This window comes from Polaribacter sp. OB-PA-B3, assembly GCF_054589375.1.
In genome coordinates, this window is the sequence record NZ_BAAIIX010000002.1 from 404,962 (window position 1) to 430,498 (window position 25,537).

Sequence of the window (25,537 nt, forward strand, 5' to 3'; positions counted from 1 at the left end):
TAAATTAGTAAGTTTGTTTAAATGAAAAAAAACATTGTAAATTTATTTAGTTTTAAAAAATTATACCTTAAAGAGGTAATATTTTTTCTAATCTTATGTTTAAGTTTTAATGTTTTTTCTCAAGATTCAATTATAGAAGAAATTACTGCTTTTAAAGATTTTGAAAATTCATCAATTATAGAAATTACTCAAGACAACAACCAAACAATTTGGTTAAGAACAAACAAAGGTTTATTAAATTATAATGGAAAATATTTTTCTAAAAGTTTTAAAAATAGAGCAATTGATTCCAATTTAAGCACCAGCCTATTTATTAATAACGATTCCATTTTTATTGGTAATACTAAAGAACTAACTTTAATTACAAACAATAATGTTTTTACTTTTGAAGCAAAAGGTGTAAACAAAATTTTTAAGCACAAAAACGCTTATTACGTCGCTTCTAACCACGGTATTTATCATTTTAATAAGAATTATCTACAACCTTTAAAAACTACTTACAATTTAGATTTTTCGATTATTAATGATATCATTTTTCACAATAATAACTTTATTGTTGCTGCCAATAGTGGACTCTGGCTTTTATCTGATTTGTTTAATCCTGAGACAATTTCTTTAATTTCAAAAGGTAATTTTAATAATTTTAAAATGTATCAAAATAAATTATTTGTTTTAAAAAATAAGCAAACTATTTTTCAGTTAAATCCTAACAAACAATTAATAGAAAAGTATACTTCTGATGAAGATATTAATTTTGAAGTTGTTTCAGATCAATTGTATTTATTTTCTAAACAAACAGGTATAAATGTATTAAATGCAGAAACTTTTATTTTTGAAAAAAGAATAAATAAATACAATAGTAAAATTAATTCTAATACCATAAATGCTGTTTTTGAAGATATAAAAGGAAATGTATTTTTAGCAACGGATAACAGCTTTTACATTCAAAAAAATAGAGAAAAACTTTTAATACCGAATTTATATATTGAAAAAGTTTTAGTGAATTACAAGCTTTTAGACACAATCAATTTAAACAATTACAATAAAAGACTACATTTAAATGCTAAGAGTAATAGTATTTCTATAACTTTAAATAGTAACATATTTTCAACTGATAAAAATATAGAATACCGTTTTAAATTGGGTAATGATTTTTCACCCTGGCAAGAAGTAAATCAAATAAATTTTGCCAATTTAAAAACCGGAAATTATACATTTATTGCAGAAGCAAGATTTAAAAATGGTAAAAATTCAAGTTCTAAAAGTTTTAGTTTCATCATAAAAAAACCATTTTATTTAGAAGTATGGTTTTATATTGTATGTACAATTGCGCTTCTTTTAATGATAATCTTATTTTTAGAAATACACTTAAAAAAGCTAAATAAACGAAATCAAAAGAAAATTAAAGACTTAAAATTAAAGAATCATTTACAAACTTTAGAACAAAAAGCGTTGCAGTTACAAATGAATCCTCATTTTATTTTTAATGTTTTAAACGGTATTAAAGCCTTAGGAAATTCTGAAAAAAAACAAGAGTTAAACGAAACAATTTCAAGTTTTTCTGTACTTTTAAGAAGTGTCTTAAACAACTCTAGATTAGAAGAGATTAGTTTACAAGAGGAAATTACAACCTTAAAAAGTTATTTAAAATTAGAACAACAAATAAGTTCTAAGAGTTTTGATTTTTCTATTGTAGAAAATTTAAACGGAATTGATTCAGAAGAAATTTTAATTCCGCCAATGTTAATACAACCTTTTGTAGAAAATGCAATTAAACACGGTATATCTAAAATCAATACAAAAGGAAATATTCTTGTTACTTTTGATGTAAAACAAGCTTTTTTACATTCTACAATTGTAGATAACGGAATCGGAATTTATAATTCCATAAATAATAATTCAGAAAACACGCATACTTCTGTAGCTTTTAAAGTAACGAAAGAACGAATAGAAAATTTATCCAAATACAATGTTTTTACTGCAGAAGAACTTAAGAAAGATGCAAATTGTATCGGAACAAAAATTTCATTTAAAATTCCTTTAAAAACAGATTATTAAATTAAAATGGAAAGAAGAAAATTTATAAAAAAATCGCTTTTAGGTGCTGCTGGAGCTAGTTTTATTGGCGGTTTATATACTTGGCAAATAGAACCTTTTTGGTTAGAATTTGTATATGTTAATATGCCTATTAAGAATTTACCAGATCACCTAGAAGGTAAAACGTTAATGCAAATTAGCGATATTCATGTTGGGAATAAATTCAATTATAACTATGTTATCGAGTCTTTTGAAAAAGCAAAATTATTAGAACCAGATTTTGTGGTTTATACTGGTGATTTTGTTTCTTATGAAGATAAAGAACAATTAGCGCAATTGCAAACTGTTATGAAATCTACAGTTAAAGGTAAATTAGGAACTGCAGGTGTTTTAGGAAACCATGATTATGGTGGTGATTGGGTTGAACAACATGTTGCTGATGCAATTACTAATATTTTAGAAGAAGCAGGTATTTCTATTTTGATTAATGATCAAAAAGAATTTAATGGCTTGAATATTATGGGAATTGATGATTATTGGGGATTAAATTTTGACCCAAAAAAAATTACTTCTAAATACAATGCAAGTAAAGCAAATATTATGCTTTGCCACAATCCTGATGTTTGTGATTTAGATGTTTGGAACAACTATAAAGGATGGATACTTTCGGGTCATACTCATGGCGGACAAGTGAAACCTCCTTTTCTAAATCCGCCAATTTTACCTGTAGAAAATAAAAGATACAATGCCGGTGAAATAGATTTATACGACGGAAGAACATTATATATTAATAGAGCATTGGGTAATTTATACCAAGTTCGATTTAATGTTAGACCAGAAATTACAGTTTTTAAATTATCTAAATCTTAAAATGAATACACTTACTGCCATTTTAGTAGAAGATAATTCTTTAGCTTTAGAAATGTTACAAACAGATATATCTAAAAATCATAAAGAAATTGAAATTATTGGTACCGCAAAGTCTGTTGTAGAAGCAGCTAAGGTTCTACAAAAAAAAACACCCGATATTCTCTTTTTAGATATTATGTTAGGAGACGGAACAGGTTTTGATATTTTAGAGATTTTTCCTGATTTAACATCAAAAATAATATTTGTAACAGCTAGTGATGCTTATGCTATTAAAGCTTTTAAATTTGCTGCAATAGATTATATACTTAAACCTTATTCTAACGAAGATTTAGCCAATTCTATAAAAAAAGCATCTCACCAGCTTCAACCTAAAAAAGAGCAATTACAAGTATTAAAACAGGCTATAAACAAACCCAATAATACTTTAGAGCAAATTTCTCTTCACACATCAGATAAAATTATTGTAGTAAATATTAAAAATATAATCCGCTGTAAATCTGATAATAATTATACCACCTTCTATTTAATTGATAATCAAAAAATTTTGGTATCTAAAACATTAAAATTTTATGCAGACTTATTAAAAGATATAGGTTTTTTAAGAGTGCATCAAAGTCATTTAATAAATACAAAATATATAAAAGAATTTATAAAATCCGATGGAGGTTATTTAGTTTTAACCGATAATTCTAACATACCTGTTTCCGTTAGAAAAAAGAATGAAGTAATAAATCTTTTAAAAAATCTTAATTTGTAGTATTTTTTTACTACATTTACATATCAATGTTTAGTAATGAAAATAAAAGATAAAGAGAGAGCAAATAGAATTATTGAGATTTATAAGGATGTAAATTTAAATCAAAAAAAATTTGCAGAATTAATAGGTGTCTCTCAACAGTTAGTAAGTGCGGTACTAAATTATAGTAAAAAACCAAACGAAACTATTCTTTTCGCTATTATAGATAACATTACTAATGTAGATCCTATTTGGTTGCTAACAGGTAAAGGTAAATATAAAAATAACTATGTCCCCCAAGATAATGTATCTACCTCCATAGATACTCTTATTTCAAACATGGTTAAGAAGCACTTTGATCAAATTAATTTAGAATTAAATCAAAGGTTATCAAATATTGAAGAATTAATTTCTAAAACTAACGCAAAGAATATCTTGAGAAGAATTGATCAAGACAATTCTAAATTGGTATCAGAATTAAAAAAAGATACTAAAAACTTAGGAAGCTAATCCTTTAATATTTGATACCGCTTCTAATTTAAACTTTATTAATTTAATTAAGAAACTAAGTACCTTTGATTGTTTTTTATCATTATAAAAACTTAAAACTTCAATAGATTTTATCGTGGCTTCTTTATAAGTTACTGCATGTTGCTCTACTGGCACTTCTTGTTCAAATAATAAAGAAAAATAATCTATAATATTGTTAAAATAAATTCGATCTTCATCTTTAACAGATAATTTAAACTTCTCTAAAAAATTAACAATTAGATCTAATCCTCCAAAATCATTAATTTTTTTAACCATTTTTTGTTGTAAAGTCATAATTTCAGTTTTAGTTTGGGCAACTAAATTTACAAATTCAACAAATAAAAACCTAATATTTAAACTTTTATATATTTTTTGAAGCACAAAAAAAGCTTCTTATTTCTAAGAAGCTTTTTATTTTTGGGTGGAAGACGGGACTCGAACCCGCGACACTCGGTACCACAAACCGATACTCTAACCAACTGAGCTACAACCACCATATAATTGCGGGTGCAAATATAAGTATATTTTTTAATTTAAAACAAAAAAAAATTAAATTAATTTATCTAAATTTTTTACTGCAACGTAACGTTCTGAGGTAAAACCTTCTGCATAATCGACTCCAATTAATCTACCTAAATCTCTTGCTCGATAATTTATACTATCTATAAAATTTTTGCTAGTAATTGGTGTTTCTGGCTCATCACTATTAGGATCAAAGAATTGTGAACCATAAGCTAAAACTGCGGCTTCCTTTTTATCTATAAAACCAGATACATCTACAACAAAATTAGGTTCTATGTTTTTCCATTGTATATAATGATATACTTGGTTTGGTCGCCATTTTTCTTGATTTTTTCCATCAACCATAGTTTCAATTTTCATCAATCCGCTTAAAAAACAAGCATCAGAAACCAATTTACTTCCTTTACCATGATCTATGTGCCTATCATCAATAGCATTGCATAAAACAACATCTGGCTTATATTTACGAATCATTTTTATAATTTCTAACTGATGTTTCTTATCATTTGTAAAAAAACCGTCAGAAAACTTTAAATTTTCTCTAACAGAAACCCCCATTATATTTGCAGCTTTATCTGCTTCTATCATTCGTAATTCTGCAGAACCACGTGTACCAAGTTCACCTTGTGTTAAATCTACAATTCCAACTTTTTTACCAAGAGAAACTTCTTTTGCTATTGTTGCACCACAGCCTAATTCTACATCATCTGGATGTGCTCCAAAAGCTAATATATCTAATTTCATTCTTTAAATTTTATAAAAATCGCTTATTTCTTAGCTTTTTGTATTGCTTGTTCAATATCTTCAATTAAATCTTTTGGTTCTTCAATACCAACAGAAAAACGAATTAAACCATCTTTGATTCCTCTTTCTAAACGCTCTTCTTCACTTAACAAAGCATGTGTAGTTTGCACAGGACTAACTGTTGTGCTTTCTAAACCAGCCAAACTCATAGAAGGTTTGATTAATTGTAAATTATTTTGAAAATCCATTGCATTAATGCCGTTTGCTAACTCAAAAGACAACATTGCTCCAAAACCTTTCATTTGTTTTTTTGCTAATTCGTACTGCGGATGACTTTTTAAACCTGGATAATATACACGATCGATATCTGAACTACCTTCTAAATACAAGGCCATTTCTTCGGCATTTTTAGTTTGTTCTTTTACACGAAGATTCAACGTTTTTAAACTTCTTTCTAATAACCAAACAGTTTGGTCGCTTAGGTTACCACCAAAATTGATTGCTGTATTCCAGATATGTGCAATATGCTCTTTACTAGCTGCAATGGCGCCTGCAGAAATATCTGAGTGACCACCCATGTATTTTGTTGCGGAATGCAACATAATATCTATTCCAAAATCTACAGGATTTTGATTAATAGGCGAAGCAAAAGTATTATCTATCATTGTTAAAATATCTTTTGACTTTGCCAACTTAGCAATAGCGTCTAAATCTGTGATACCTAATAATGGATTTGAAGGTGTTTCTATATAAATAACCTTTGTATTTTCTTTAATTAGAGACTCAAAATCTTTTACATTATCAGATTCTGTAAAAGAATATTCAATTCCATATTTATCAAATTCAGAAACAATAAAATTATAGGTTCCGCCATAAATAACTTGTTGAATAATTACATGATCTCCAGTTTTTAAAAATGCAAACATAGCTGCAGAAATTGCTGCCATACCAGAACCAAATATTAAACCATCTTCCGTTTTTTCTAAAGCTGCAATTTTTTTACACAGCATTTCTTGATTTGGTGTATTAAAATATCTAGGATATCGTTTAATATCTACACCGTCGAAAGCATAAGAAGTAGACATATACATTGCTGAAACTGCACCTTTAAATTGTTCGTCTTTCACTTCTCCTGTATGCACACAGATGGTATTTATTCCTAATTTATTGTTTTCTTTCATTTCGGTAAATTTTCATCAGCTAATTTAGTAAAAGCAATTCTAAAATTATATAAATTTATAATATCTTCGCTATAATGATATCAACAGTAATTATCGGAAACGGAAACGTAGCGCATCATTTAGAAAAAGCTTTTTTAAAAGCTAAAACTATTCGTGTTACAAAAATTAGTTCTAGAAATTTAACTATTATTCCTGATGCTGATATAACAATAATTGCAGTATCAGACAATGCAATTAAAGAAGTTTCTGCTAAAATTAAGAATAGTTTTGTTGTACATACTTCTGGTAGTTTTTCTATGGATGAATTACAGAATAAAACACGAAAAGGTGTCTTTTATATGTTACAAACTTTTTCTAAAGAAAAAGAAATAGATTTTTCTAAAGTTCCGTTTTGTTTAGAAGCCGAAAATGAAAAAGATTACATCCTACTAAAAAAACTTGCAAAAAGTATTGGTGTTAACATTTATAATATTACCACAGAACAAAGAAAAACATTACACGTTGCAGCAGTTTTTGTAAATAACTTTACAAATCATATGTATAAAATTGGTGCAGATATTTGCAAAAGTAATAATGTTCCTTTTGAAATCTTACAGCCTTTAATAGATGAAACTGCATCTAAAATTAAACAGTTAAAACCTGTAAGTGCCCAAACAGGTCCGGCAGTAAGAAACGATTCAGAAACAATAAATAATCATTTAAGTTTGCTTTCTCAAGAACAACAAACAATCTATAAAATACTAACACAATCTATTCAGAAATCGAATAAAACTGAATAAAAAAAGAGATTACAATAAAATTATGGAACTTAGTTATAAACAATTATTACCCCAAATTAATACTTTTATTTTTGATGTTGATGGCGTTTTAACCAACGGAATGCTAACCATTATGCCCGATGGTGAATTGGTAAGACATATGAATGTAAAAGACGGTTATGCTATGAAAAATGCTTTAAATAAAGGATTTAGGGTTTGTATTATTTCTGGCGGAACAAATGAAGGTGTTCGAAAAAGATTAGCAGCTTTAGGTATCGAAGATATTTACCTTGGTGCTCATAATAAAATAGAGCAATACAAAGAACTAGTAAAAAAATATGATTTAAAAGCTGAAAACGTTTTGTATATGGGAGATGATGTGCCTGATTTACCTGTAATGGAATTGGTAGGAATGCCAGCTTGCCCAAATGATGCAGTACAAGAAATACAACAAGTTGCTAAATATATTTCTTACAAAAAAGGAGGTGAAGGTTGTGTTAGAGATGTAATAGAACAAGTTTTACGTGTTCAAAATAAATGGAACGAAAATTATGATGCCAGTTTATAAAACTTTAACATCAATTGTCTAAAATATTTTATATTTTTAGATCCTTTTAATATGAATTCAATATTTTTTTAACATGAAAAAAACATTTTTTACATTTTTATTTTTATCATTAGTACTTTCTATTAATTCGCAAACAATTTTTGGAAAATGGAATTCTAAAAATGAAGCTGGTAATGTTGATTCGGTATTAGAAGTTTATGAGAAAGAAGGGAAAGCTTATGCTAAAGTTGTAGAAATACTAAATCCTGCTAGAAAAAATGCTCTTTGTGTTAATTGTGAAGGTGAGTATAAAGACAAACCTATTTTAGGTTTAGATATTTTATCTGGTTTAGAAAAAGATGATGATGAATGGTCTGGAGGACAAATTATAGATCCAAGAAATGGTAAAACTTATAAATGCTACATTAAATTAGTAAGTGCTAATAAGTTAAAATTAAGAGGTTATATAGGTGTTTCTCTTTTTGGCAAAACAGCTTATTGGGAAAGAGCTAAATAATTATTCTACATGGATAAGATCCATTATGCGATTAAAAAAGGAGATCTTTCTGTAAAAAATGATCTAATTAATGATATTTTAAATGGAAATCATTCTTTATCAATACTTCAAAACAAAAAAGGCCTTTTATTTTCTGATAGTATTTTAGAAAAAATTATAAACCAAGAGGTAAGATATAGTACTAAAATTATAAAAACGCCGGGAAACAGAAGTATTAGGTCTTTTTCTAGTGGCGAACAAAAAAAATTAGTTCTTAATTATTTAATAGAAAAAAATCCTTCATTTTTAATTTTAGACTGCCCGTTTGAGAGTCTAGATATTTCTTCAATTTCATCTATAAAACAAAAACTTATTAACCTTTCTTTAGAAATACCAATCATTCAATTATTTAATAGAAAGGAAGAAATATTACCTATAATATCTCATATATTAGAAGTTGTAAACGACAAAATTACGTCATTTACAGAAATTGAAAATTATAATTTCAAAGAATACAAGGTTGTTTTTAAGGGTAATATTCCTCAAGCAATCACTAAGTATGAAAATATACCAAATCAATTAATAAAATTAAAAAACGTATCTGTAAATTATGAAAATAATTATGTACTAAAAAATATAAATTGGACAGTCAATAAAAATGAATTTTGGCAATTAATAGGACCTAATGGATCTGGAAAAACTACTATTCTTTCTATGATTTATGGAAATAATGTTAAGGCCTTTGGACAAGAAGTATATTTGTTTGGAAATAAAAAAGGTTCTGGTGAAAGTGTTTGGGAAATTAAAGAGAAAATAGGCTATTTTAGTCCTACAATGTTAGACCTTTTTAAAACGAAAACGACTTTAAAAGAAATGATCATTTCTGGTTTTTTTGATAGCATTGGATTATATCAAAAACCGAGTTCTCTACAAGAAAAATTGGCTGAAGATTGGTTAAAATTATTAGGTTTCGAACATAAAAAAAATGTCTTCTTTAATAATATATCAGTTGTATCGCAAAGACTTATTTTAATTGCCAGAGCTATTATAAAACATCCACCTTTATTAATTTTAGACGAACCATTAATTAATTTAGATAACCATGGTACAACAACGATTATAACTTTAATTAATAAATTGGTAAAAGAAAGTGAAACTACAATTATTTACGTTTCTCATAGAGTTGTAAATACTTTACAAACTAGTTACAATTTTAAACTTATACCATCAGAAAATGGTTCTTTGGGAAAAATTATAAACTAATATTAGTTTTTTTCTTCTAACATTGGTACAAATGCAAAATCACCCAATTCGTGTTTTTCAAATTCTTTTGCAGACTTTCTAATAAATAGTGTCATAATTTGAGTTTTATCTCCAACCGGAATTAAGAGTTTACCTCCTACTTTTACTTGTGCTAATAAAGCTTTTGGCACATAAGGTGCACCTGCTGTTACTATAATTTTATCAAAAGGAGCTTTTTCTTTTAAACCTTTATAACCATCTCCAAAAATAAATCTTTTTGGTTTATAACCTATTTTAGGTAAAAATAAAGACGTTTTTTTAAACAATTCTTTTTGTCTTTCTATAGAATATACTTCTGCTTTTAATTCTAATAAAACAGCTGTTTGATAACCAGAACCTGTACCAATTTCTAGCACTTTCTCTCCAGGTTTAATTTCTAAAGTTTCAGATTGAAAAGCAACCGTATAAGGCATAGAAATTGTTTGTTCTGCAGCAATAGGAAACGCCTTGTCTTGATAAGCATGAGCCTCGAAACTAGAGTCTATAAATAAATGTCTTGGTATTTTTCTAACCGCATTTAAAACATTTGCATCGGTAATACCTTTTGCTTCTAAAACAGCAGCTAATTGATTTCTAAGTCCTTGATGTTTGGATGTGTCTTTCAAATTTAATAATTTCTAAAGTCTAAAAATAGTAATAATTCTAAATACAATATTATAAAATTGTATCTTTGTTTTCGTTGATTTTTTCTATAAAAAAAATAGAAATTTTAAAGCATTTAAAACAATATTATTAACTATTATTTTAATTTAAATGTGATTGCAACAGCTAATAATTCAAAAAAATAATATACATATGCTAAAAGCTGGAGTTTTAGGTGCTGGTCATCTTGGTAAAATTCATTTACGTTTACTACAACAATCTGATAAATATGAACTTGTTGGTTTTTTTGACCCTTTTAAAGAAAATGCAGAAAAAGTTGCTAAAGAATTTGGTTATAAATTATTCGATTCTATAGAAGATTTAATAGATGCAGTAGATGTAGTAGATATAGTTACACCTACTCTATCGCATTTTGAATGTGCTAAACTTGCTATTGAAAATGGTAGACATATTTTTATAGAGAAACCAATTACTAAAACAGTTGTAGAAGCCGAAGCTATAAAAACTTTAGCAAGCCAGTTTCATGTTAAAGGTCAAGTTGGGCATGTAGAACGTTTTAATCCTGCTTTTACAGCTGTTAAAGATAAAATTGTTACGCCAATGTTTATCGAAGCTCACAGATTAGCAGAGTTTAACCCAAGAGGTACAGATGTACCTGTTGTACTAGATTTAATGATTCACGATATAGATATAATTCTGTCTGTTATAGATTCTAAAGTAAAAAATGTAAACGCTAGTGGTATATCTGTAATTTCTGAAACACCAGACATTGCAAATGCTAGAATTGAATTTGAGAATGGTTGTGTTGCTAATTTAACTGCAAGTAGAATTTCAATGAAAAATATGCGTAAAACTCGTTTTTTTCAGAAAGACGCGTATATTTCTGTAGATTTTTTAGAAAAAAAATCTGAGATTGTTAGAATGAAAGATGTGCCAAATAAACCAGATGAGTTTGCAATGATTTTGCAAAATGCAGAAGGTGTAAAAAAGCAAATTTATTTCGACAATCCGGAAGTAGAAAACAACAATGCAATTTTAGATGAATTAGAATCTTTTGCAGATGCTATTCTAAACAACACAAAACCCGTTGTTTCTTTAAGACAAGGTGCAGAAGCTTTAAGAGTTGCACAAATGATTATAGATTGTTTCTAAAACTTAACAAATAAGTGCGTTAAGGATAGAGCGGTTTGTTTGAGCTCTTTTTAAAATTTATTTTATAAAAATTTTAAAAAAGCGAGTAGCGAAAGCCTGTTTAAACGCCCATAAAATAAATTTTAAATTAAATATTGATGAAAAATATCGCTGTAATTGGTGCTGGTACAATGGGAAACGGAATTGCCCATACTTTTGCACAATTTAATTATAATGTTCACTTAATAGATATTTCTGAAACTGCTTTAAATAAAGGTATTGCAACTATTACTAAAAATTTAGATAGAATGGTTGCCAAAGAAAAAATTTCTGAGGCTGATAAAACGGCTACTCTTAATAATATTACCCCTTTTACTTCTATAGAAAACGGAGTTAAAGATGTTGATTTAGTTGTGGAAGCTGCTACAGAAAATGTGGCATTAAAATCTAAAATTTTTAAGCAATTAGATGATGTTTGTAATGAAAACACAATTTTAGCTACAAATACATCTTCAATTTCTATTACACAAATTGCCGCAGTTACAAATAGACCAGAAAAGGTTATTGGTATGCACTTTATGAATCCGGTACCGATTATGAAATTGGTAGAAATTATTAGAGGTTACAATACTTCTGATGCTGTTATGGAAACGATTGTGAATTTGTCTAAAGAAATTAAAAAAACGCCAGTAGAGGTTAACGATTATCCTGGTTTTGTAGCTAACAGAATTTTAATGCCAATGATTAATGAGTCTATAGAAACTCTTTACAACGGTGTTGCTGGTGTTACAGAAATTGATACCGTAATGAAATTAGGAATGGCGCATCCTATGGGACCATTACAATTAGCAGATTTTATTGGTTTAGATGTGTGTTTGTCTATTCTAAATGTTTTGTACGACGGATTTAAAAACCCAAAATATGCACCTTGTCCGCTTCTAGTAAACATGGTAATGGCAGGTAAACTAGGTGTAAAATCTGGTGAAGGTTTTTATGATTATTCAGAAAACAGAAAAGCAGAAAAAGTTGCTAAAATGTTTAGCTAAGAATCTATAATGAAGCATGTATTCTTAGTTTTTATTTTTTCTACATTAATTTGTACTGCACAACAACCTAAAAAAGGAATTTTAAATTTCAAAAAAATAGGTTTTTTGTATAACAATGTAGACGAAGACAGTTTTTTATTTAATGATAAAGACTATGCTTACACTGCTGATATTTATAAATTTCAGGTTTTTTATGATTTAGGTAAGTGGAAATCTTTCGATTTTGATTTAATTGTTCAACCACAGTTACAAAACATAAAACATCAACTTATAAATGAACAATTTGTAACACCAGATGAAGATAATTATGAAGCCAAAAGAGCTGAATTTACAGCATTAAAATCGATAGCTTTATATGGTTTAGAGTTTAGTTTGTTAATTGAACAAAAAATATTTGATAAATTAAATGCTCAAATGACTCTTGGTCTGGGTTTGGCTTCTATTAATAAGAGGTCAGAACGATTAGCTAAAGGCTTTACGTTTATAGAAAATGCTTCTTTAGGATTGTCTTACAAAGCATTTAATAAAGCTTATATATATGTTGGTGGAAATATTGGTCATGTTTCTAATTTAGATACAAAACAACCAAATAGCGGTTACACTTTTGCTGGTTACGAGATTGGATTTTCTTACTTATTAAAATAATAAAAAAGGGAGCAAATTGCTCCCTTTTTTATTTAATATTATAATTGATTATTTACCCAACCAAGAATTTAACATCCAAATTGTTTTTTCTTGTTCTGCAATAAAATCACTCATCATAGAGTTTGTACCTTCATCATCTGCTTTGTCAGATAAATCTAAAATTTCTCTTTCAATTTTAAGTAACTCAGATAAAGAATTAACTACTAGCTCTACCCCTTCTACATCATTCGAAATATCTTTACCCACTGCAACAGAAGAAATTTCTAAATAATCTGTAAACGTGTGTAATGGCTTACCTTGTAACGTTAAAATTCTTTCTGCAATGTCGTCTATCTTCACTTGCGAGTCTGTATAAAACTCTTCGAACTTAACATGCAATTCAAAGAAGTTTTTCCCTTTAATATTCCAGTGTAGTCCTCTTAAATTTTGGTAATATATTTGAAAATTTGCTAATAAACCATTTAGGTTATCAACTAAATTTGCACTATCTTTTTTATCTAATCCTAATATTGACTTGCTCATTGTACTTTCTTTAAATTTAAATCAAATTTAACCTAAATTAAACTTGTTAATAGATAATAATTATTGATAGTTTTAATATCTTTATCAAAATTTCTTATATAAAATGACAATTACTCAATTAAAATATGTTTTGTCTGTTTCTGAATACCAAAATTTTACGGTAGCAGCAGAACATAGCTTTGTAACACAACCTACTTTAAGTATGCAAATACAAAAGCTAGAAGATGAATTAGGTGTAAAAGTTTTTAATAGATCTAAAAAACCAATAGAACTTACAGAAGTTGGTAGAAAAATTGTAGAACAAGCTAAAGTTATTGTTGATGAAAGTAATCGAATACTAGATATTGTACATCAACAAAAAGGCTATATCGGTGGCGAATTTAAAATAGGAATTATACCAACCATTATGCCGACTTTATTACCTATGTTTTTGCAAAACTTTACTAAAAAATATCCGAAGGTAAAATTAATTATCGAAGAATTGACTACAGAAGATATTGTAAGAAAATTAACAGACGGACATATTGATGCTGCAATTGCTGCAACACCTTTAGAAAATGAGGCAATTAAAGAAAGACCTTTATACTATGAACCATTTGTAGGTTTGGTACCAAGAAATCATAGATTATTTGATTCTAAACGAATTACTGCAGATGAGTTAGAAATGGAAGATATTTTATTATTAGAAGACGGTCATTGCTTTAAAGACAGTGTAATTAACTTATGTAGAACACATAAGTTAGACAATAAAAAAGGTTTTCAATTAGAAAGTGGAAGTTTTGATACATTGATTAAGCTTTCTAAAGAAGGTTTAGGTATGACATTATTACCTTATTTACATACATTAGATTTAAATGCAACAGATAAAAATCATTTAAGAGAATTCACAAATCCGCCACCAGCTAGAGAAGTTAGTTTAATATACCATAAATCGCAATTAAAAATGCAATTAATAGAAGCTTTAAAGAAAACAATTGATGGTGTAGTTAGAGGCGCAATTTCTTTTTCTGATGTAAAAATAATTAGTCCATTAAAAAACTAAACTAATATGTAAATAAAAAAGGAAACCAAATTGGTTTCCTTTTTTATTTTTAATCAATAATTATTTAACTAAGAGTACATTTTTTCTCTTAATTCTTTAATTTTTGGATCAGATAAATACTCTTCGAAAGTTGTATATCTATCAATAACTCCTTTAGGTGTTAACTCTATAATTCTATTTGCAACTGTTTGTGCAAACTCGTGATCGTGTGTTGTAAATAAAACAGTTCCTTTAAAATTAATTAACGCGTTGTTTAATGATTGTATAGACTCTAAGTCTAAGTGATTTGTTGGTTCATCTAAAACTAATACGTTTCCTCTCTTCATCATCATTCTAGACAACATACAACGTACTTTTTCACCCCCAGAAAGCACATTACTTTTCTTTAAAGCTTCTTCTCCAGAAAAAATCATTTTTCCTAAGAAACCACGTAAAAACACTTCTTCTCTTTCTTCTTCTGTTTGGGCATATTGCCTTAACCAATCTACCAAGTTTAAGTTACCATCTTGAAAAAAGCTAGAGTTATCTAAAGGTAAATAAGATTGTGTAGTTGTAACTCCCCACGAAAACTTACCAGCATCTGCATCTTCATTACCATTAATAATTTGATAAAAAGCTGTTACCGCTCTAGAGTTTTTAGAAATTACAGCTACTTTATCTCCTTTATTTAAATTGATGTGCACATCATCAAATAATTTTTCTCCTTCAAATTCTTTAGATAAACCTTCGACATTTAAAATTTGATCTCCGGCTTCTCTATCTCTATCAAAAATAATTGCAGGATAACGTCTACTTGATGGTTTAATATCTTCAACATTTAATTTATCAATCATTTTTTTACGAGATGTTGCTTGTTTAGATTTTGCAACATTTGCAGAAAAACGACGAATAAATTCTTCTAATTCTTTCTTTTTGTCTTCTGCTTTTTTGTTTTGTTGTGCTCTCTGTTTTGCTGCTAGTTGGCTAGATTCGTACCAAAAAGTATAGTTACCAGAATAATGATTAATTTTTCCGAAATCTATATCAGAAATATGTGTACAAACAGCATCTAAAAAGTGTCTATCATGAGATACCACAATTACTGTATTTTCAAAATTGGCTAAGAAATTTTCTAACCAAGCAATTGTTTCAAAATCTAAATCATTGGTAGGCTCATCCATTATTAAAACATCAGGATTACCAAATAACGCCTGTGCTATTAATACACGTACTTTTTGCTTACCATCTAAATCTTTCATTAAAGTGTAATGCAAATCTTCTTTTATACCTAAGTTAGATAGCATTGCTGCAGCATTAGAATCTGCGTTCCAACCATCCATTTCTTCAAAAACAATTTGCAATTCACCTATTTTCTCTGCATTTTCATCAGTATAATCTGCGTATAAAGCATCTATTTGTTTTTTTATTTTAAATAAATCTTTATTACCCATTACTACAGTTTCTAAAACCGGATACTCATCAAAAGCATAATGATCTTGAGTTAAAACAGACATACGTTTGCCTGCTTCTAAATGTACTTGACCAGAAGTTGGCTCTTGTACGCCAGAAATAATCTTTAAGAATGTAGATTTCCCGGCTCCGTTGGCTCCAATAATTCCGTAACAATTTCCTTGAACAAACTTTGTATTTACTTCATCGAATAAAATACGTTTTCCAAATTGAACAGATAAATTAGATACTGATAACATAAATAAGCTTTTTTTAATTTTGTGCAAAAGTACAAATTCCATTTTTCTTTTTAACCAAAATCATTAATACTTTTGTAAGCTAAAAATTTGAATTTTAAATATTGTTTTAAACTATTTTAACAGTGAATTAACAACATGACAAAATTCTAATTTCTACATTTGTATACTATATTTGCCAATTATATATGCGTAAAAATTACATTTTATTTATTCCCATTCTATTACTATTAGTAACAATACAAAGTTGCTCTAATAGTGGCAATAACACCAATACCTATTTTGGTGGTAAAATTATCAACCCTAAAACCAAGTTTGTTGTTTTGTATGCAAATGATAAATTAATAGATACTTTGGTTTTAGATAAAAAAAACAAGTTTCTAGGTACTTTTGATAATTTAAACGAGGGTTTATATCATTTTGAACATGGTAATGAGACACAATACATTTATTTAGAGCCAAAAGATAGTTTAATGTTGCGCTTAAATACTTGGGATTTTGATGAATCTTTAGTTTTTGCAGGTAAAGGTGCTGAAAGAAATAATATTTTAATCGATATTTTTCTTGAAGACGAAAATGAAAGAAAATTATTTTACAAGCTAAACAGATTATCACCTAATAAATACAAAGAAAAAGTTGATTCTGTTATTAATACTAGATTAGAAACATACAAAGAATACATTGAAAAACATCCGAATGAGACAGAAAGCTATTTTAAAATACTTAAAACTGCTTTAACCTATACAATATATTCTAGAGCAGAAAGATACCCTACCAATCACGTTTACAGTTTACGAAAAAAAGAATTCCCTAAATTGGAACCATCTTTTTATGATTATAGACAAAATATTGAATTTAATAATAACGATTTAATGTATTATTCTCCTTATGCGAGATACATTACCAATTATTTATATAACAAAACATACGCATTAGGTCATAAACCCAAGCAAGAAAATTTTACAACTCAATTTACAGTCGACTTATTACATACTATTGATAAGGAAATTAATGCAACAGATTCTAAGAATGCACTACTTAAAAGAACTGTTCTAGACCATTTTTACAGAAAATCGAGTTGTAATATTAATAATGAGTCGTTTGAATTATTTTTTAAGCTTTCTACAAATAAAGATGATATTAATCTTGTAAAAAGTGTTTTAGAAGATAATAAAGTAATACATAAAGGAGATGCTATTAAAGGATTTAATATTATAGATTTTACAAACCAATCTATAGATATTGTAGATTTTACAATTCATAAAAATTCTGTTTTATTATTTTGGAATAAGGAATATATGTCTAAATCATTTATAAGTTCTAGAATTCCATATTTACAGAAAAAATTTCCAAATTTAAATTTCGCAGTTATAGAGGTTGATGGTAACAGTAATAATAGAATTAAAAATATTGATATTAAAAATCAATATTACATTAATTCAGAAGATTTAAAAGAAAATTTCCTTACCAGCAAAATGAACAGAACAATTCTTGTTAATAAAAACGGAATTGTAGTCAATGGTTACGCCGCAATTTCATCTTATAACATTAATAATCAGCTTAAAGAACTAAGCAAAAACAATTAAATACTTAAATACTTGCTAATAAGTTAATTTCATGTACCTTTGCACGATTTTAATTTTGAGGTAACTCATAGAAAATCAAGTCGAAATTTATAAATTGATTTGCAGGTGGGCGTTCTGTGAATCTACAAAAACACAGTAATGTCAACATTTTTAGAGTTAGGTTTAAAAGAACCTATAAACAAAGCATTAACAGATTTAGGTTACGAAAAACCAACTGTTATACAAGAAAAAGCAATTCCACAAATAATTTCATCTACAGACGATTTAAAAGCATTTGCACAAACAGGTACAGGTAAAACCGCAGCTTTTAGTTTACCTATATTAGAACTTTTAGATACTAGTAGTAAAAATGTACAAGCAATTATTTTATCTCCTACAAGAGAACTTGCTGTACAAATAGGAAACAATATTAAAGATTTCTGTAAGTATTTACCAGATGTAAAAGTAACAACAGTTTACGGTGGTTCTAGTATGGAAGAACAAATTAGATCTTTAAAAAGAGGATCTCAAATTGTTGTTGGTACACCTGGTAGAACTGTTGATTTAATAAACAGAAGAGCATTAAAATTAGGAAACGTTGAGTGGTTAGTATTAGACGAAGCCGACGAAATGTTAAACATGGGTTTTAAAGACGAATTAGACAGCGTTTTAGATGCAACACCAGAAACAAAACAAACATTGTTGTTTTCTGCAACTTTTCCGAGAGAAGTAGAAGCTATTGCAAGAAACTATATGACAAAACCAGTAGAAATTACTTCTGGTGAAAAGAACCAAGGTTCTGATAATGTGAGTCATGTGTATTATTCGGTTACAGAAAGAACTCGTTATCCTGCACTTAAAAGAATAGCAGATTTAAACCCAAATATTTATGCTATTATTTTTTGTAGAACTCGTAGAGAAACTCAAGAAGTAGCAGATAATTTAATTAAAGACGGTTACAATGCAGATTCTTTGCACGGAGATTTATCTCAAGGTCAAAGAGATTCTGTAATGGGTAAATTCAGAAAAAAAACAATTCAAATCTTAGTTGCAACAGATGTTGCTGCAAGAGGATTGGATGTTACTGAATTAACACACGTTATTAATCATAAATTACCAGACCAAGTAGAAAACTACAACCATAGAAGTGGTAGAACTGGTAGAGCTGGTAACAAAGGTATTTCTATTGTTTTAGTTAACGGTAAAGAAAAAGGTAAACTAAGACAAATAGAAAGAATTATTAAGAAGAAGTTTGTAGAAGCTAAGGTTCCTTCTGGTAAAGAAATTTGTCAGAATCAATTAATGAATTTAATTGATAAAGTTCAAAATATAGAAGTTAACGAAACTCAAATTAATGAGTTTTTACCAAGTATTTACGAAAAATTAGAATCTTTAGATAGAGAAGAATTAATTAAAAAATTCGTTTCGTTAGAATTCAATACAATGTTGGCTTACTACGAAAATGCTAAAGATTTAAACGATTTATCTTCTAGAGATAACTCTAGAGCAAGATCTACTAATGAAAACATGACTCGTTTTTTTATTAATATTGGTAGAAAAGATAATTTAAATCCTGGTAAGTTAATCGGTTTAATTAACGAGCAAAATATTGGAGATAAGATTGAAATTGGTGCAATAGACATTTTAGATACTTTTTCTTTTTTCGAAATTGATAAAAATTACGAAGACAAAACTTTAGAAAGTTTCTCTAGCAATCAACCAGATTTTGAAGGTAGATCTGTAAATGTAGAAGTAACTAAAAAAGAACGTTCTGGAGGCGGAAGAAGAGGTGGTCGTAAAAAGCCATTTGGTAAAAAAGATGGCGGTTTTGGAAGACGTAGAAGTTCTGAGGGTTCATCATCATCTTCTAGAAGAAGTGACTCAGGAAACAGAGGTCGTTCTGAAAGACGTTCTTCTGATAGACCAGATAGAAGCTCAAGAAGCGGAGGAGATAGAAAAGCATCTAGCGGATTCGGGAGAAAACGTAGAGAAAACTAGATTCTATAATTCATAAATATTATAAAAGCTCATAAAATTAATTTTTATGAGCTTTTTCTATTTGTATAAAATTAAGAAAGCTATTGAAGTAAACACAATTACTTGCATCCATTTTAAATAAAATCCTATTTTTTTATTATGCTTTATATTTTCTGATATTTTTCCTGATAAAATTGCAATTGCAGAAAAGATTATTAATGAAACTAGCATAAATATGAAACCTAAAACGTAAAACTGAATAACAGTACTTAGTTGATTACTAAATAGAAACCCTGGAAAAAAAGCTAGAAAAAAAATGGTTACTTTAGGATTTAAAACATTCATGATAAATCCTTGCTTAAATAATTGTAAAGTAGATTTTTTTTGAATACTATTTTCTGAGAGTTCAATATTTTCATCAGATTTATAAACTTTAAAAGCTAAGTATAATAAGTAAATAGCACCAAATATTTTAATTGCAAGATAAATACTATCAGACTCTTTGATAATTGCAGACACCCCAAAAGCCAATAAACTTGTATGAATTAAACAGCCACTAATCAAACCAAAAACTGTTGCTAAGCCATATTTTTTACCGTTAACTATACTTTGTGTCAATACAAAAATATTATCTGGTCCAGGAGATAAAGCTAGTATAGAAGTTGCTATAGCAAAAGAAAAAAGTGTTTCTATCATTTAATAAATAAGTCTATTTTTAATAATAAAAATAGTTAATTATTTAAAATAGCTCTATTTATTTTTTTAATCAAACTCGGTCCTTCATAAATAAAACCAGTATAAATTTGCACTAAATCTGCACCTGCATTTATTTTTTCTAAAGCATCTTCTGCAGAATGTATACCTCCTACTCCAATAATAGGAAATGATTTATTAGAATTATCTGCTAAATATCTAATTACCGCAGTACTTTGATTTTTTATAGGTTGGCCACTAACACCACCGTTACCAATCTCATTTAATCTTTCTTTGGTAGCCTTTAAATTGTCTCTTTTTATAGAGGTATTGGATGCAATTACTCCATCAATATTAGTTTCTGCTACTAATTCTATAATTTCATCTAATTGCACATTATTTAAATCTGGAGCAATTTTAAGAAGAATTGGTTTTTTAATGGTAAACTGATTGTTCTTTTTTTGACATTCTGTAATCAATTCAATTAAGTAATCTTTATCATTTAATTTTGCATGACTTCCTACATTAGGACAACTTACATTTAATACAAAATAATCTACAAAAGGATGTAATTCTGTAAAAACTTCTAAATAATCTTTCGTATAATCTTCTGCAGAAGTAGCTGTATTTTTACCGATATTACCTCCAATTATTACTTTATGTTTATTCTTCTTTAAGTTTTTAATAGCTTCTTCTACTCCATCATTATTAAACCCCATTCTATTAATTATCCCCTTATCATCCTTTAGTCTAAAAAGCCTTTTTTTAGGATTACCAACTTGACCTTTAGGAGTAACTGTTCCTATTTCTATAAAACCAAAACCAAAATTTGCCAACTCATTATAGAGTACTGCATTTTTATCAAAACCAGCAGCTAATCCAACCGGATTCTTAAAAGTTAATCCAAATAGATTACGTTCTAATCTTTTATCATTAATTTGATATACTTTTCTAAATAAAGGTGCTATCAATGGGATTTTACATAAAAATCGAATTAGAGAAAATGTAAAATAATGAACTTTTTCTGGATCAAATAGAAATAAAATAGGTTGTATAATTAATTTGTACATAAAATTAGGGTATAAAAAAAGCCCCAAATAACATGGAGCCTTTATAAATTATCTTAAAACAGCATTAAAATTCTTTTCGAAAGTTTGCTGTAGTTTTTGCATTATTTTATCAATCTGTTTATCGGCTAATGTTTTAGTTTCATCTTGCAATAGAAAACTTACTGCATAAGATTTTTTACCTTCTGGTAGGTTTTCACCTTCATAAACATCAAATAAATCTACTTCTTTTAATAACTTCTTTTCTGATTGAAAAGCAGCATTATATAACTCTTTAAATTCAGTTTTAGCATCTAATAAAAGTGCTAAATCTCTTTTTACAGCCGGAAACTTTGCCAAATCTGTAATTTTGATGTTTTTATTTCCTGTAATTTTTAAAATTGTATCCCAGTTAAAATCAGCAAATAAAACCTCTTGCTTAATTCCGAATTCTTTTAAAACAGATCTTTTAACAACTCCAAATTCTACAAGTTTCATCTTACCTAAACTTAGTGTAATTCCTTCTGAAAAGACATCTAATTTAGATGGTGTTGTTTTTAGTTTATCTACACCTAATCTTCCTAAAATATTGGTAATTATTCCTTTTAAATAGAAAAAATCTGATTGCTTGTTATTTTGAACCCAAGTTTCATTTGTTCGATTACCAGTAACAAATAATGTTAAATGTTTATCCTCTTGATACTTTCCATTAAATTTATGGTAACTTTTACCAAATTCATAAAACTTTAAAGAATTATTTTTTCTATTAATATTATAAGAAACTGATTCTAAACCACTAAATAATAAAGACTGACGCATCACCTTTAAATCGTTACTTAATGGGTTTAACATTTCTACATTAGCTTCTTCATTTATATTTTCTGATAAAGTTGCATAATGAGGTTTTGTTAAAGAATTTGCCATAGTTTCGTTAAAACCTAAGGCAGATAATTGATTAGCAACAACATTTTCTATTTTAGAATCTTTATTAGAATCAAAAGAAATAGATGTGTTTAATTTGTGTGAAAATTCGATGTTATTATAACCGTAAACTCTTAAAATTTCTTCTATAATATCTGCTTCTCTTTGAACATCTGTTCTGTAAAAAGGAATTGTTAATCCTAAACCTCCGGCAGTTTCACTGTTAATTTTAATTTCTAAAGAAGCTAAAATATTTTTAATTGTTTCTTTTGGTAATTCTTGACCTATTAACCTGTATGCATTTTCATAAGACAAAAACACTTGATAATCTTCTGCTTTTTCTGGATAGAAATCAGAAATATCAGAACCCATTTTTCCTCCGGCATATTCTTCGATTAACAAAGCTGCTCTTTTAAGAGCATATTCTGTCATATTTATGTCGATTCCTCTTTCGAAACGGAAAGAAGCATCTGTATTTAAAGCATGTCTTTTGGCTGTTTTTCTAACAGAAACTGGATTGAAATATGCACTTTCTAAAAAGATGGAAGTTGTATTTTCTGTAACACCAGATTTACTTCCACCAAAAACACCGGCAATACAAAGCGGATTTGAATCTGCATCACAAATCATAATATCTTCAGATGACAATTCTCTTTCTACATCATCTAAAGTTGTAAATTTTGTACCTTCTTCTAAAGTTTTAACTAAAACTTTATTGCCTTTAATTTTTTGGGCGTCAAAAGCATGTAAAGGTTGTCCTAGTTCATGTAAAACATAGTTTGTAATATCTACAATATTGTTTTTAGGCGTTAAACCAATAGCTTTTAATCTATTCTGAATCCATTCTGGAGAATCTTTAACAGTTACATCTGTAATTGTAATACCACAATATCTAGGTGCTTGTTCTTTATTTTCTACTTCAACATCAAAACGAAGTGTTCTTTCATCTACATGAAAATCACTTACAGAAGGAGAAATTAATTCTAAATTAATTTCTTGTTGCATTAATCCGGCACGTAAATCTCTAGCAACACCAAAGTGGCTCATTGCATCAGATCTATTTGGTGTCAAACCAATTTCAAAAATTTGATCTATTTCTATATTAAAAACTTCTGCTGCGGGTGTACCATTAGCAAGAGTATCATCTAAAATCATAATTCCGTCATGACCAGAACCTAAACCTAATTCGTCTTCAGCACAAATCATTCCATGACTTTCTTCTCCTCTAATTTTTCCTTTTTTTATTTTAAACCCTTCACCTTTGTCATCATATAAGATAGTTCCAATCGTTGCTACTGGCACTTTTTGACCAGCATCTACATTTGGCGCACCACAAACAATCTGCACAGGATCTCCGTTACCTAAATCTACTGTAGTTACTTTTAACCTATCTGCATTTGGATGTTGCACACATGTTAAAACTTCACCAACAACAATACCTTTTAAACTACCTTTAATAGATTCTTTAGTTTCAATTCCTTCTACTTCTAGACCTAAATCGGTTAATAATTCACCTGTTTTAACAGCATCCCAATCTGTTTGCAAAAACTGTTTTAACCAATTGTATGATATTTTCATATTCCTTTTTTCGGGTTTATAAGCTGCAAATTTAACTATTTTTATCGTTTTTTAAGTCCATTTTCAACTTAAAAAGACGTAAGTTTATTCACAATATTTATAAAAATCGATTCTATTAAACATGCATAAAAGATTTCTACATTTTATCCTTTTTTTAAGTATCTGTGTTTCATGTAATAAACCTAAAGTTAAAACATTAAAAAAAGGTACTTATAGAGCAATTCTTAAAGTAAAAGACAATCAAAAATTGCCATTTATTATGGATGTTAAAAGTGATAGTTTATTATCTGTATACAATGCTGAAGAAGAAATTATTGTAGATGAAATAAGCTATGTAAATGATTCTGTTCTAATAAAAATGCCGGTTTATGAAGGTTATATAATGGCAAAGATTAAAAAGAACGGTCTTTTACAAGGTTCTTTTATAAAAGAGAGTTTAGATAGGACTGTCCCTTTTTATACAGAAGCTTTTAATAAAAGATTTATTAAAACAAAAAAAACTAACGTTGATGTTTCCGGAAATTGGGAAGTAATTTTTAGCCAAAACTCTAAAGAAGATAAATATATTGCAAAAGGTATATTTAAACAGAAAAAAAGTAGTGTTACTGGTACTTTTAGAACTACAACCGGTGATTATAGGTATTTAGAAGGAATAATAAATGGCGATTCTTTAAAACTTTCTACATTTGATGGTGCGCATGCATTTCTATTTACAGCCAAAGTTACTGATTCTATTATGAATGGTTATTTTTATTCTGGTAACCATTGGAAAGAAACTTTTACTGCTAAACTAAATAATAGTTATGAACTACCAAATGAAGAAGAATTAACTTTTTTGAATCCAGAATATGAGTCTTTTGATTTCTCTTTTTCTGATGAAAATGGAAAAATTATATCTCTTAGTGATAAAGAATATCAAAATGAAGTTGTTTTGGTTCAAATAATGGGAACTTGGTGCCCTAATTGTTTAGATGAAAGTAAGTTTTATGTTAATTATTTAAATAATAATCCAAATAAAAAAATTAAAATAGTTGCACTTGCTTTTGAAGTAGCAAAAAATAAAGACGCAGCGTTTAAAAGAATAAAGCGTTTAAAAAATAGAATAGGTATCAATTATCCTGTTTTATTAGCAGATTTTGGTAATGTTGCTAATAAGACTATGGCACAAAAAAAATTACCAATGTTAAATCATATTTTGTCTTATCCAACAACTATTTTTATCGACAAGAAAGGTAAAGTAAGAAAAATCCATACAGGTTTTAACGGTCCTGCAACGGGTAAAAATTATATAGATTTTAAGAAGGATTTTGAAGTTTTTATAGATTTACTAGTAAACGAAAAATAATATATTTGCACAAA

Annotated in this window: 24 protein-coding genes and 1 tRNA gene; 15 read left to right on the forward strand and 10 right to left on the reverse strand. The window is 27.9% G+C overall.

Going from position 1 to position 25,537, the window contains the following annotated elements:
* The first annotated feature begins 21 nt into the window (after positions 1–21).
* From ACYPV9_RS05565 to ACYPV9_RS05580, 4 genes are read left to right on the forward strand one after another with little or no spacing between them, the layout of a single operon-like run.
* Positions 22–2,058, forward strand: coding sequence for a sensor histidine kinase (locus ACYPV9_RS05565; protein WP_459742200.1), 2,037 nt, complete (start codon positions 22–24; stop codon positions 2,056–2,058).
* 6 nt (positions 2,059–2,064) lie between these two features.
* Positions 2,065–2,907, forward strand: a complete 843-nt coding sequence (locus ACYPV9_RS05570; protein WP_299060108.1) for a metallophosphoesterase — start codon at positions 2,065–2,067, stop codon at positions 2,905–2,907.
* Between the two features lies 1 nt (position 2,908).
* The gene (locus ACYPV9_RS05575) at positions 2,909–3,664 is read left to right on the forward strand and encodes a LytR/AlgR family response regulator transcription factor (RefSeq protein WP_299060105.1); all 756 of its coding nucleotides are present in this window, start codon (positions 2,909–2,911) and stop codon (positions 3,662–3,664) included.
* A gap of 36 nt (positions 3,665–3,700) precedes the next feature.
* Positions 3,701–4,153, forward strand: a complete 453-nt coding sequence (locus ACYPV9_RS05580; RefSeq protein ID WP_299060102.1) for a helix-turn-helix domain-containing protein — start codon at positions 3,701–3,703, stop codon at positions 4,151–4,153.
* Here the strand turns inward: ACYPV9_RS05580 and ACYPV9_RS05585 are convergent.
* The 4 genes from ACYPV9_RS05585 to ACYPV9_RS05600 form a co-directional block, all read right to left on the reverse strand.
* The gene (locus ACYPV9_RS05585; RefSeq protein WP_459742204.1) at positions 4,142–4,468 is read right to left on the reverse strand and encodes a hypothetical protein; all 327 of its coding nucleotides are present in this window, start codon (positions 4,466–4,468) and stop codon (positions 4,142–4,144) included. The genes ACYPV9_RS05580 and ACYPV9_RS05585 overlap by 12 nt on opposite strands.
* A gap of 125 nt (positions 4,469–4,593) precedes the next feature.
* Positions 4,594–4,669 (reverse strand) — tRNA-His (locus tag ACYPV9_RS05590).
* Positions 4,670–4,723: 54 nt separating this feature from the next.
* The gene (bshB1, locus tag ACYPV9_RS05595; RefSeq protein WP_459742205.1) at positions 4,724–5,440 is read right to left on the reverse strand and encodes a bacillithiol biosynthesis deacetylase BshB1; all 717 of its coding nucleotides are present in this window, start codon (positions 5,438–5,440) and stop codon (positions 4,724–4,726) included.
* A gap of 23 nt (positions 5,441–5,463) precedes the next feature.
* Entirely contained in the window at positions 5,464–6,621 is a 1,158-nt protein-coding gene (locus ACYPV9_RS05600; protein ID WP_459742207.1) for a trans-sulfuration enzyme family protein, read from the reverse strand.
* Positions 6,622–6,695: 74 nt separating this feature from the next.
* Here ACYPV9_RS05600 and ACYPV9_RS05605 point away from each other — a divergent pair, with 74 nt between their 5' ends.
* The 4 genes from ACYPV9_RS05605 to ACYPV9_RS05620 all read left to right on the forward strand — a co-directional run bounded on the left by ACYPV9_RS05605 (position 6,696) and on the right by ACYPV9_RS05620 (position 9,685).
* Positions 6,696–7,400: a Rossmann-like and DUF2520 domain-containing protein gene (locus ACYPV9_RS05605; RefSeq protein WP_299060088.1), complete on the forward strand. Its 705-nt coding sequence runs from the start codon at positions 6,696–6,698 to the stop codon at positions 7,398–7,400.
* Positions 7,401–7,422: 22 nt separating this feature from the next.
* Positions 7,423–7,947 carry a KdsC family phosphatase gene (locus tag ACYPV9_RS05610; protein ID WP_299060086.1) on the forward strand — a complete coding sequence of 175 codons (525 nt, stop codon included), beginning with the start codon at positions 7,423–7,425 and terminating at the stop codon, positions 7,945–7,947.
* A 73-nt stretch (positions 7,948–8,020) separates the two neighbouring features.
* On the forward strand, positions 8,021–8,443 hold the full coding sequence (locus ACYPV9_RS05615) for a DUF2147 domain-containing protein (RefSeq protein WP_459742210.1): 423 nt from the start codon (positions 8,021–8,023) through the stop codon (positions 8,441–8,443).
* Positions 8,444–8,452: 9 nt separating this feature from the next.
* The gene (locus tag ACYPV9_RS05620; RefSeq protein ID WP_459742211.1) at positions 8,453–9,685 is read left to right on the forward strand and encodes an ABC transporter ATP-binding protein; all 1,233 of its coding nucleotides are present in this window, start codon (positions 8,453–8,455) and stop codon (positions 9,683–9,685) included.
* A gap of 2 nt (positions 9,686–9,687) precedes the next feature.
* Here ACYPV9_RS05620 and ACYPV9_RS05625 read toward each other — a convergent pair whose 3' ends face one another.
* The gene (locus ACYPV9_RS05625; protein WP_299060080.1) at positions 9,688–10,329 is read right to left on the reverse strand and encodes a protein-L-isoaspartate(D-aspartate) O-methyltransferase; all 642 of its coding nucleotides are present in this window, start codon (positions 10,327–10,329) and stop codon (positions 9,688–9,690) included.
* Between the two features lie 190 nt (positions 10,330–10,519).
* Here ACYPV9_RS05625 and ACYPV9_RS05630 point away from each other — a divergent pair, with 190 nt between their 5' ends.
* From ACYPV9_RS05630 to ACYPV9_RS05640, 3 genes are all read left to right on the forward strand, one after another.
* A complete protein-coding gene (locus ACYPV9_RS05630) occupies positions 10,520–11,479 on the forward strand; it encodes a Gfo/Idh/MocA family protein (protein ID WP_299060077.1) in 960 nt (319 codons plus the stop codon).
* 137 nt (positions 11,480–11,616) lie between these two features.
* The gene (locus tag ACYPV9_RS05635) at positions 11,617–12,504 is read left to right on the forward strand and encodes a 3-hydroxybutyryl-CoA dehydrogenase (RefSeq protein ID WP_459742212.1); all 888 of its coding nucleotides are present in this window, start codon (positions 11,617–11,619) and stop codon (positions 12,502–12,504) included.
* A gap of 9 nt (positions 12,505–12,513) precedes the next feature.
* Entirely contained in the window at positions 12,514–13,149 is a 636-nt protein-coding gene (locus tag ACYPV9_RS05640; protein ID WP_459742214.1) for an acyloxyacyl hydrolase, read from the forward strand.
* 48 nt (positions 13,150–13,197) lie between these two features.
* On the opposite strand, the gene ACYPV9_RS05645 is transcribed toward ACYPV9_RS05640, so the two are convergent.
* Positions 13,198–13,671 (reverse strand): Dps family protein, encoded by a 474-nt coding sequence (locus tag ACYPV9_RS05645; protein WP_299060069.1) that lies wholly within the window; start codon positions 13,669–13,671, stop codon positions 13,198–13,200.
* A 103-nt stretch (positions 13,672–13,774) separates the two neighbouring features.
* Between ACYPV9_RS05645 and ACYPV9_RS05650 the strand changes: the two genes are divergently transcribed.
* Entirely contained in the window at positions 13,775–14,713 is a 939-nt protein-coding gene (locus tag ACYPV9_RS05650) for a hydrogen peroxide-inducible genes activator (RefSeq protein WP_299060065.1), read from the forward strand.
* 68 nt (positions 14,714–14,781) lie between these two features.
* Here ACYPV9_RS05650 and ACYPV9_RS05655 read toward each other — a convergent pair whose 3' ends face one another.
* A complete protein-coding gene (locus ACYPV9_RS05655) occupies positions 14,782–16,401 on the reverse strand; it encodes an ABC-F family ATP-binding cassette domain-containing protein (RefSeq protein WP_299060063.1) in 1,620 nt (539 codons plus the stop codon).
* A 185-nt stretch (positions 16,402–16,586) separates the two neighbouring features.
* On the opposite strand from ACYPV9_RS05655, the gene ACYPV9_RS05660 reads away from it, so the two are divergent.
* Both ACYPV9_RS05660 and ACYPV9_RS05665 read left to right on the forward strand, forming a co-directional pair.
* Positions 16,587–17,984, forward strand: a complete 1,398-nt coding sequence (locus ACYPV9_RS05660; protein WP_459742217.1) for a hypothetical protein — start codon at positions 16,587–16,589, stop codon at positions 17,982–17,984.
* 138 nt (positions 17,985–18,122) lie between these two features.
* Positions 18,123–19,961 carry a DEAD/DEAH box helicase gene (locus ACYPV9_RS05665; RefSeq protein ID WP_459742219.1) on the forward strand — a complete coding sequence of 613 codons (1,839 nt, stop codon included), beginning with the start codon at positions 18,123–18,125 and terminating at the stop codon, positions 19,959–19,961.
* A 57-nt stretch (positions 19,962–20,018) separates the two neighbouring features.
* On the opposite strand, the gene ACYPV9_RS05670 is transcribed toward ACYPV9_RS05665, so the two are convergent.
* Genes ACYPV9_RS05670 through pheT form a run of 3 tightly spaced genes read right to left on the reverse strand, consistent with a single transcriptional unit; the run spans position 20,019 to position 24,178 of the window.
* Complete coding sequence (locus tag ACYPV9_RS05670) at positions 20,019–20,636, reverse strand: LysE family translocator (protein WP_459742221.1); 618 nt, start codon at positions 20,634–20,636, stop codon at positions 20,019–20,021.
* Positions 20,637–20,671: 35 nt separating this feature from the next.
* On the reverse strand, positions 20,672–21,703 hold the full coding sequence (locus ACYPV9_RS05675; RefSeq protein ID WP_459742223.1) for a quinone-dependent dihydroorotate dehydrogenase: 1,032 nt from the start codon (positions 21,701–21,703) through the stop codon (positions 20,672–20,674).
* A 48-nt stretch (positions 21,704–21,751) separates the two neighbouring features.
* Positions 21,752–24,178 (reverse strand): phenylalanine--tRNA ligase subunit beta, encoded by a 2,427-nt coding sequence (pheT, locus tag ACYPV9_RS05680; RefSeq protein WP_459742225.1) that lies wholly within the window; start codon positions 24,176–24,178, stop codon positions 21,752–21,754.
* Between the two features lie 121 nt (positions 24,179–24,299).
* On the opposite strand from pheT, the gene ACYPV9_RS05685 reads away from it, so the two are divergent.
* A complete protein-coding gene (locus ACYPV9_RS05685) occupies positions 24,300–25,523 on the forward strand; it encodes a peroxiredoxin family protein (protein ID WP_459742227.1) in 1,224 nt (407 codons plus the stop codon).
* The last annotated feature ends 14 nt before the right edge of the window (positions 25,524–25,537 follow it).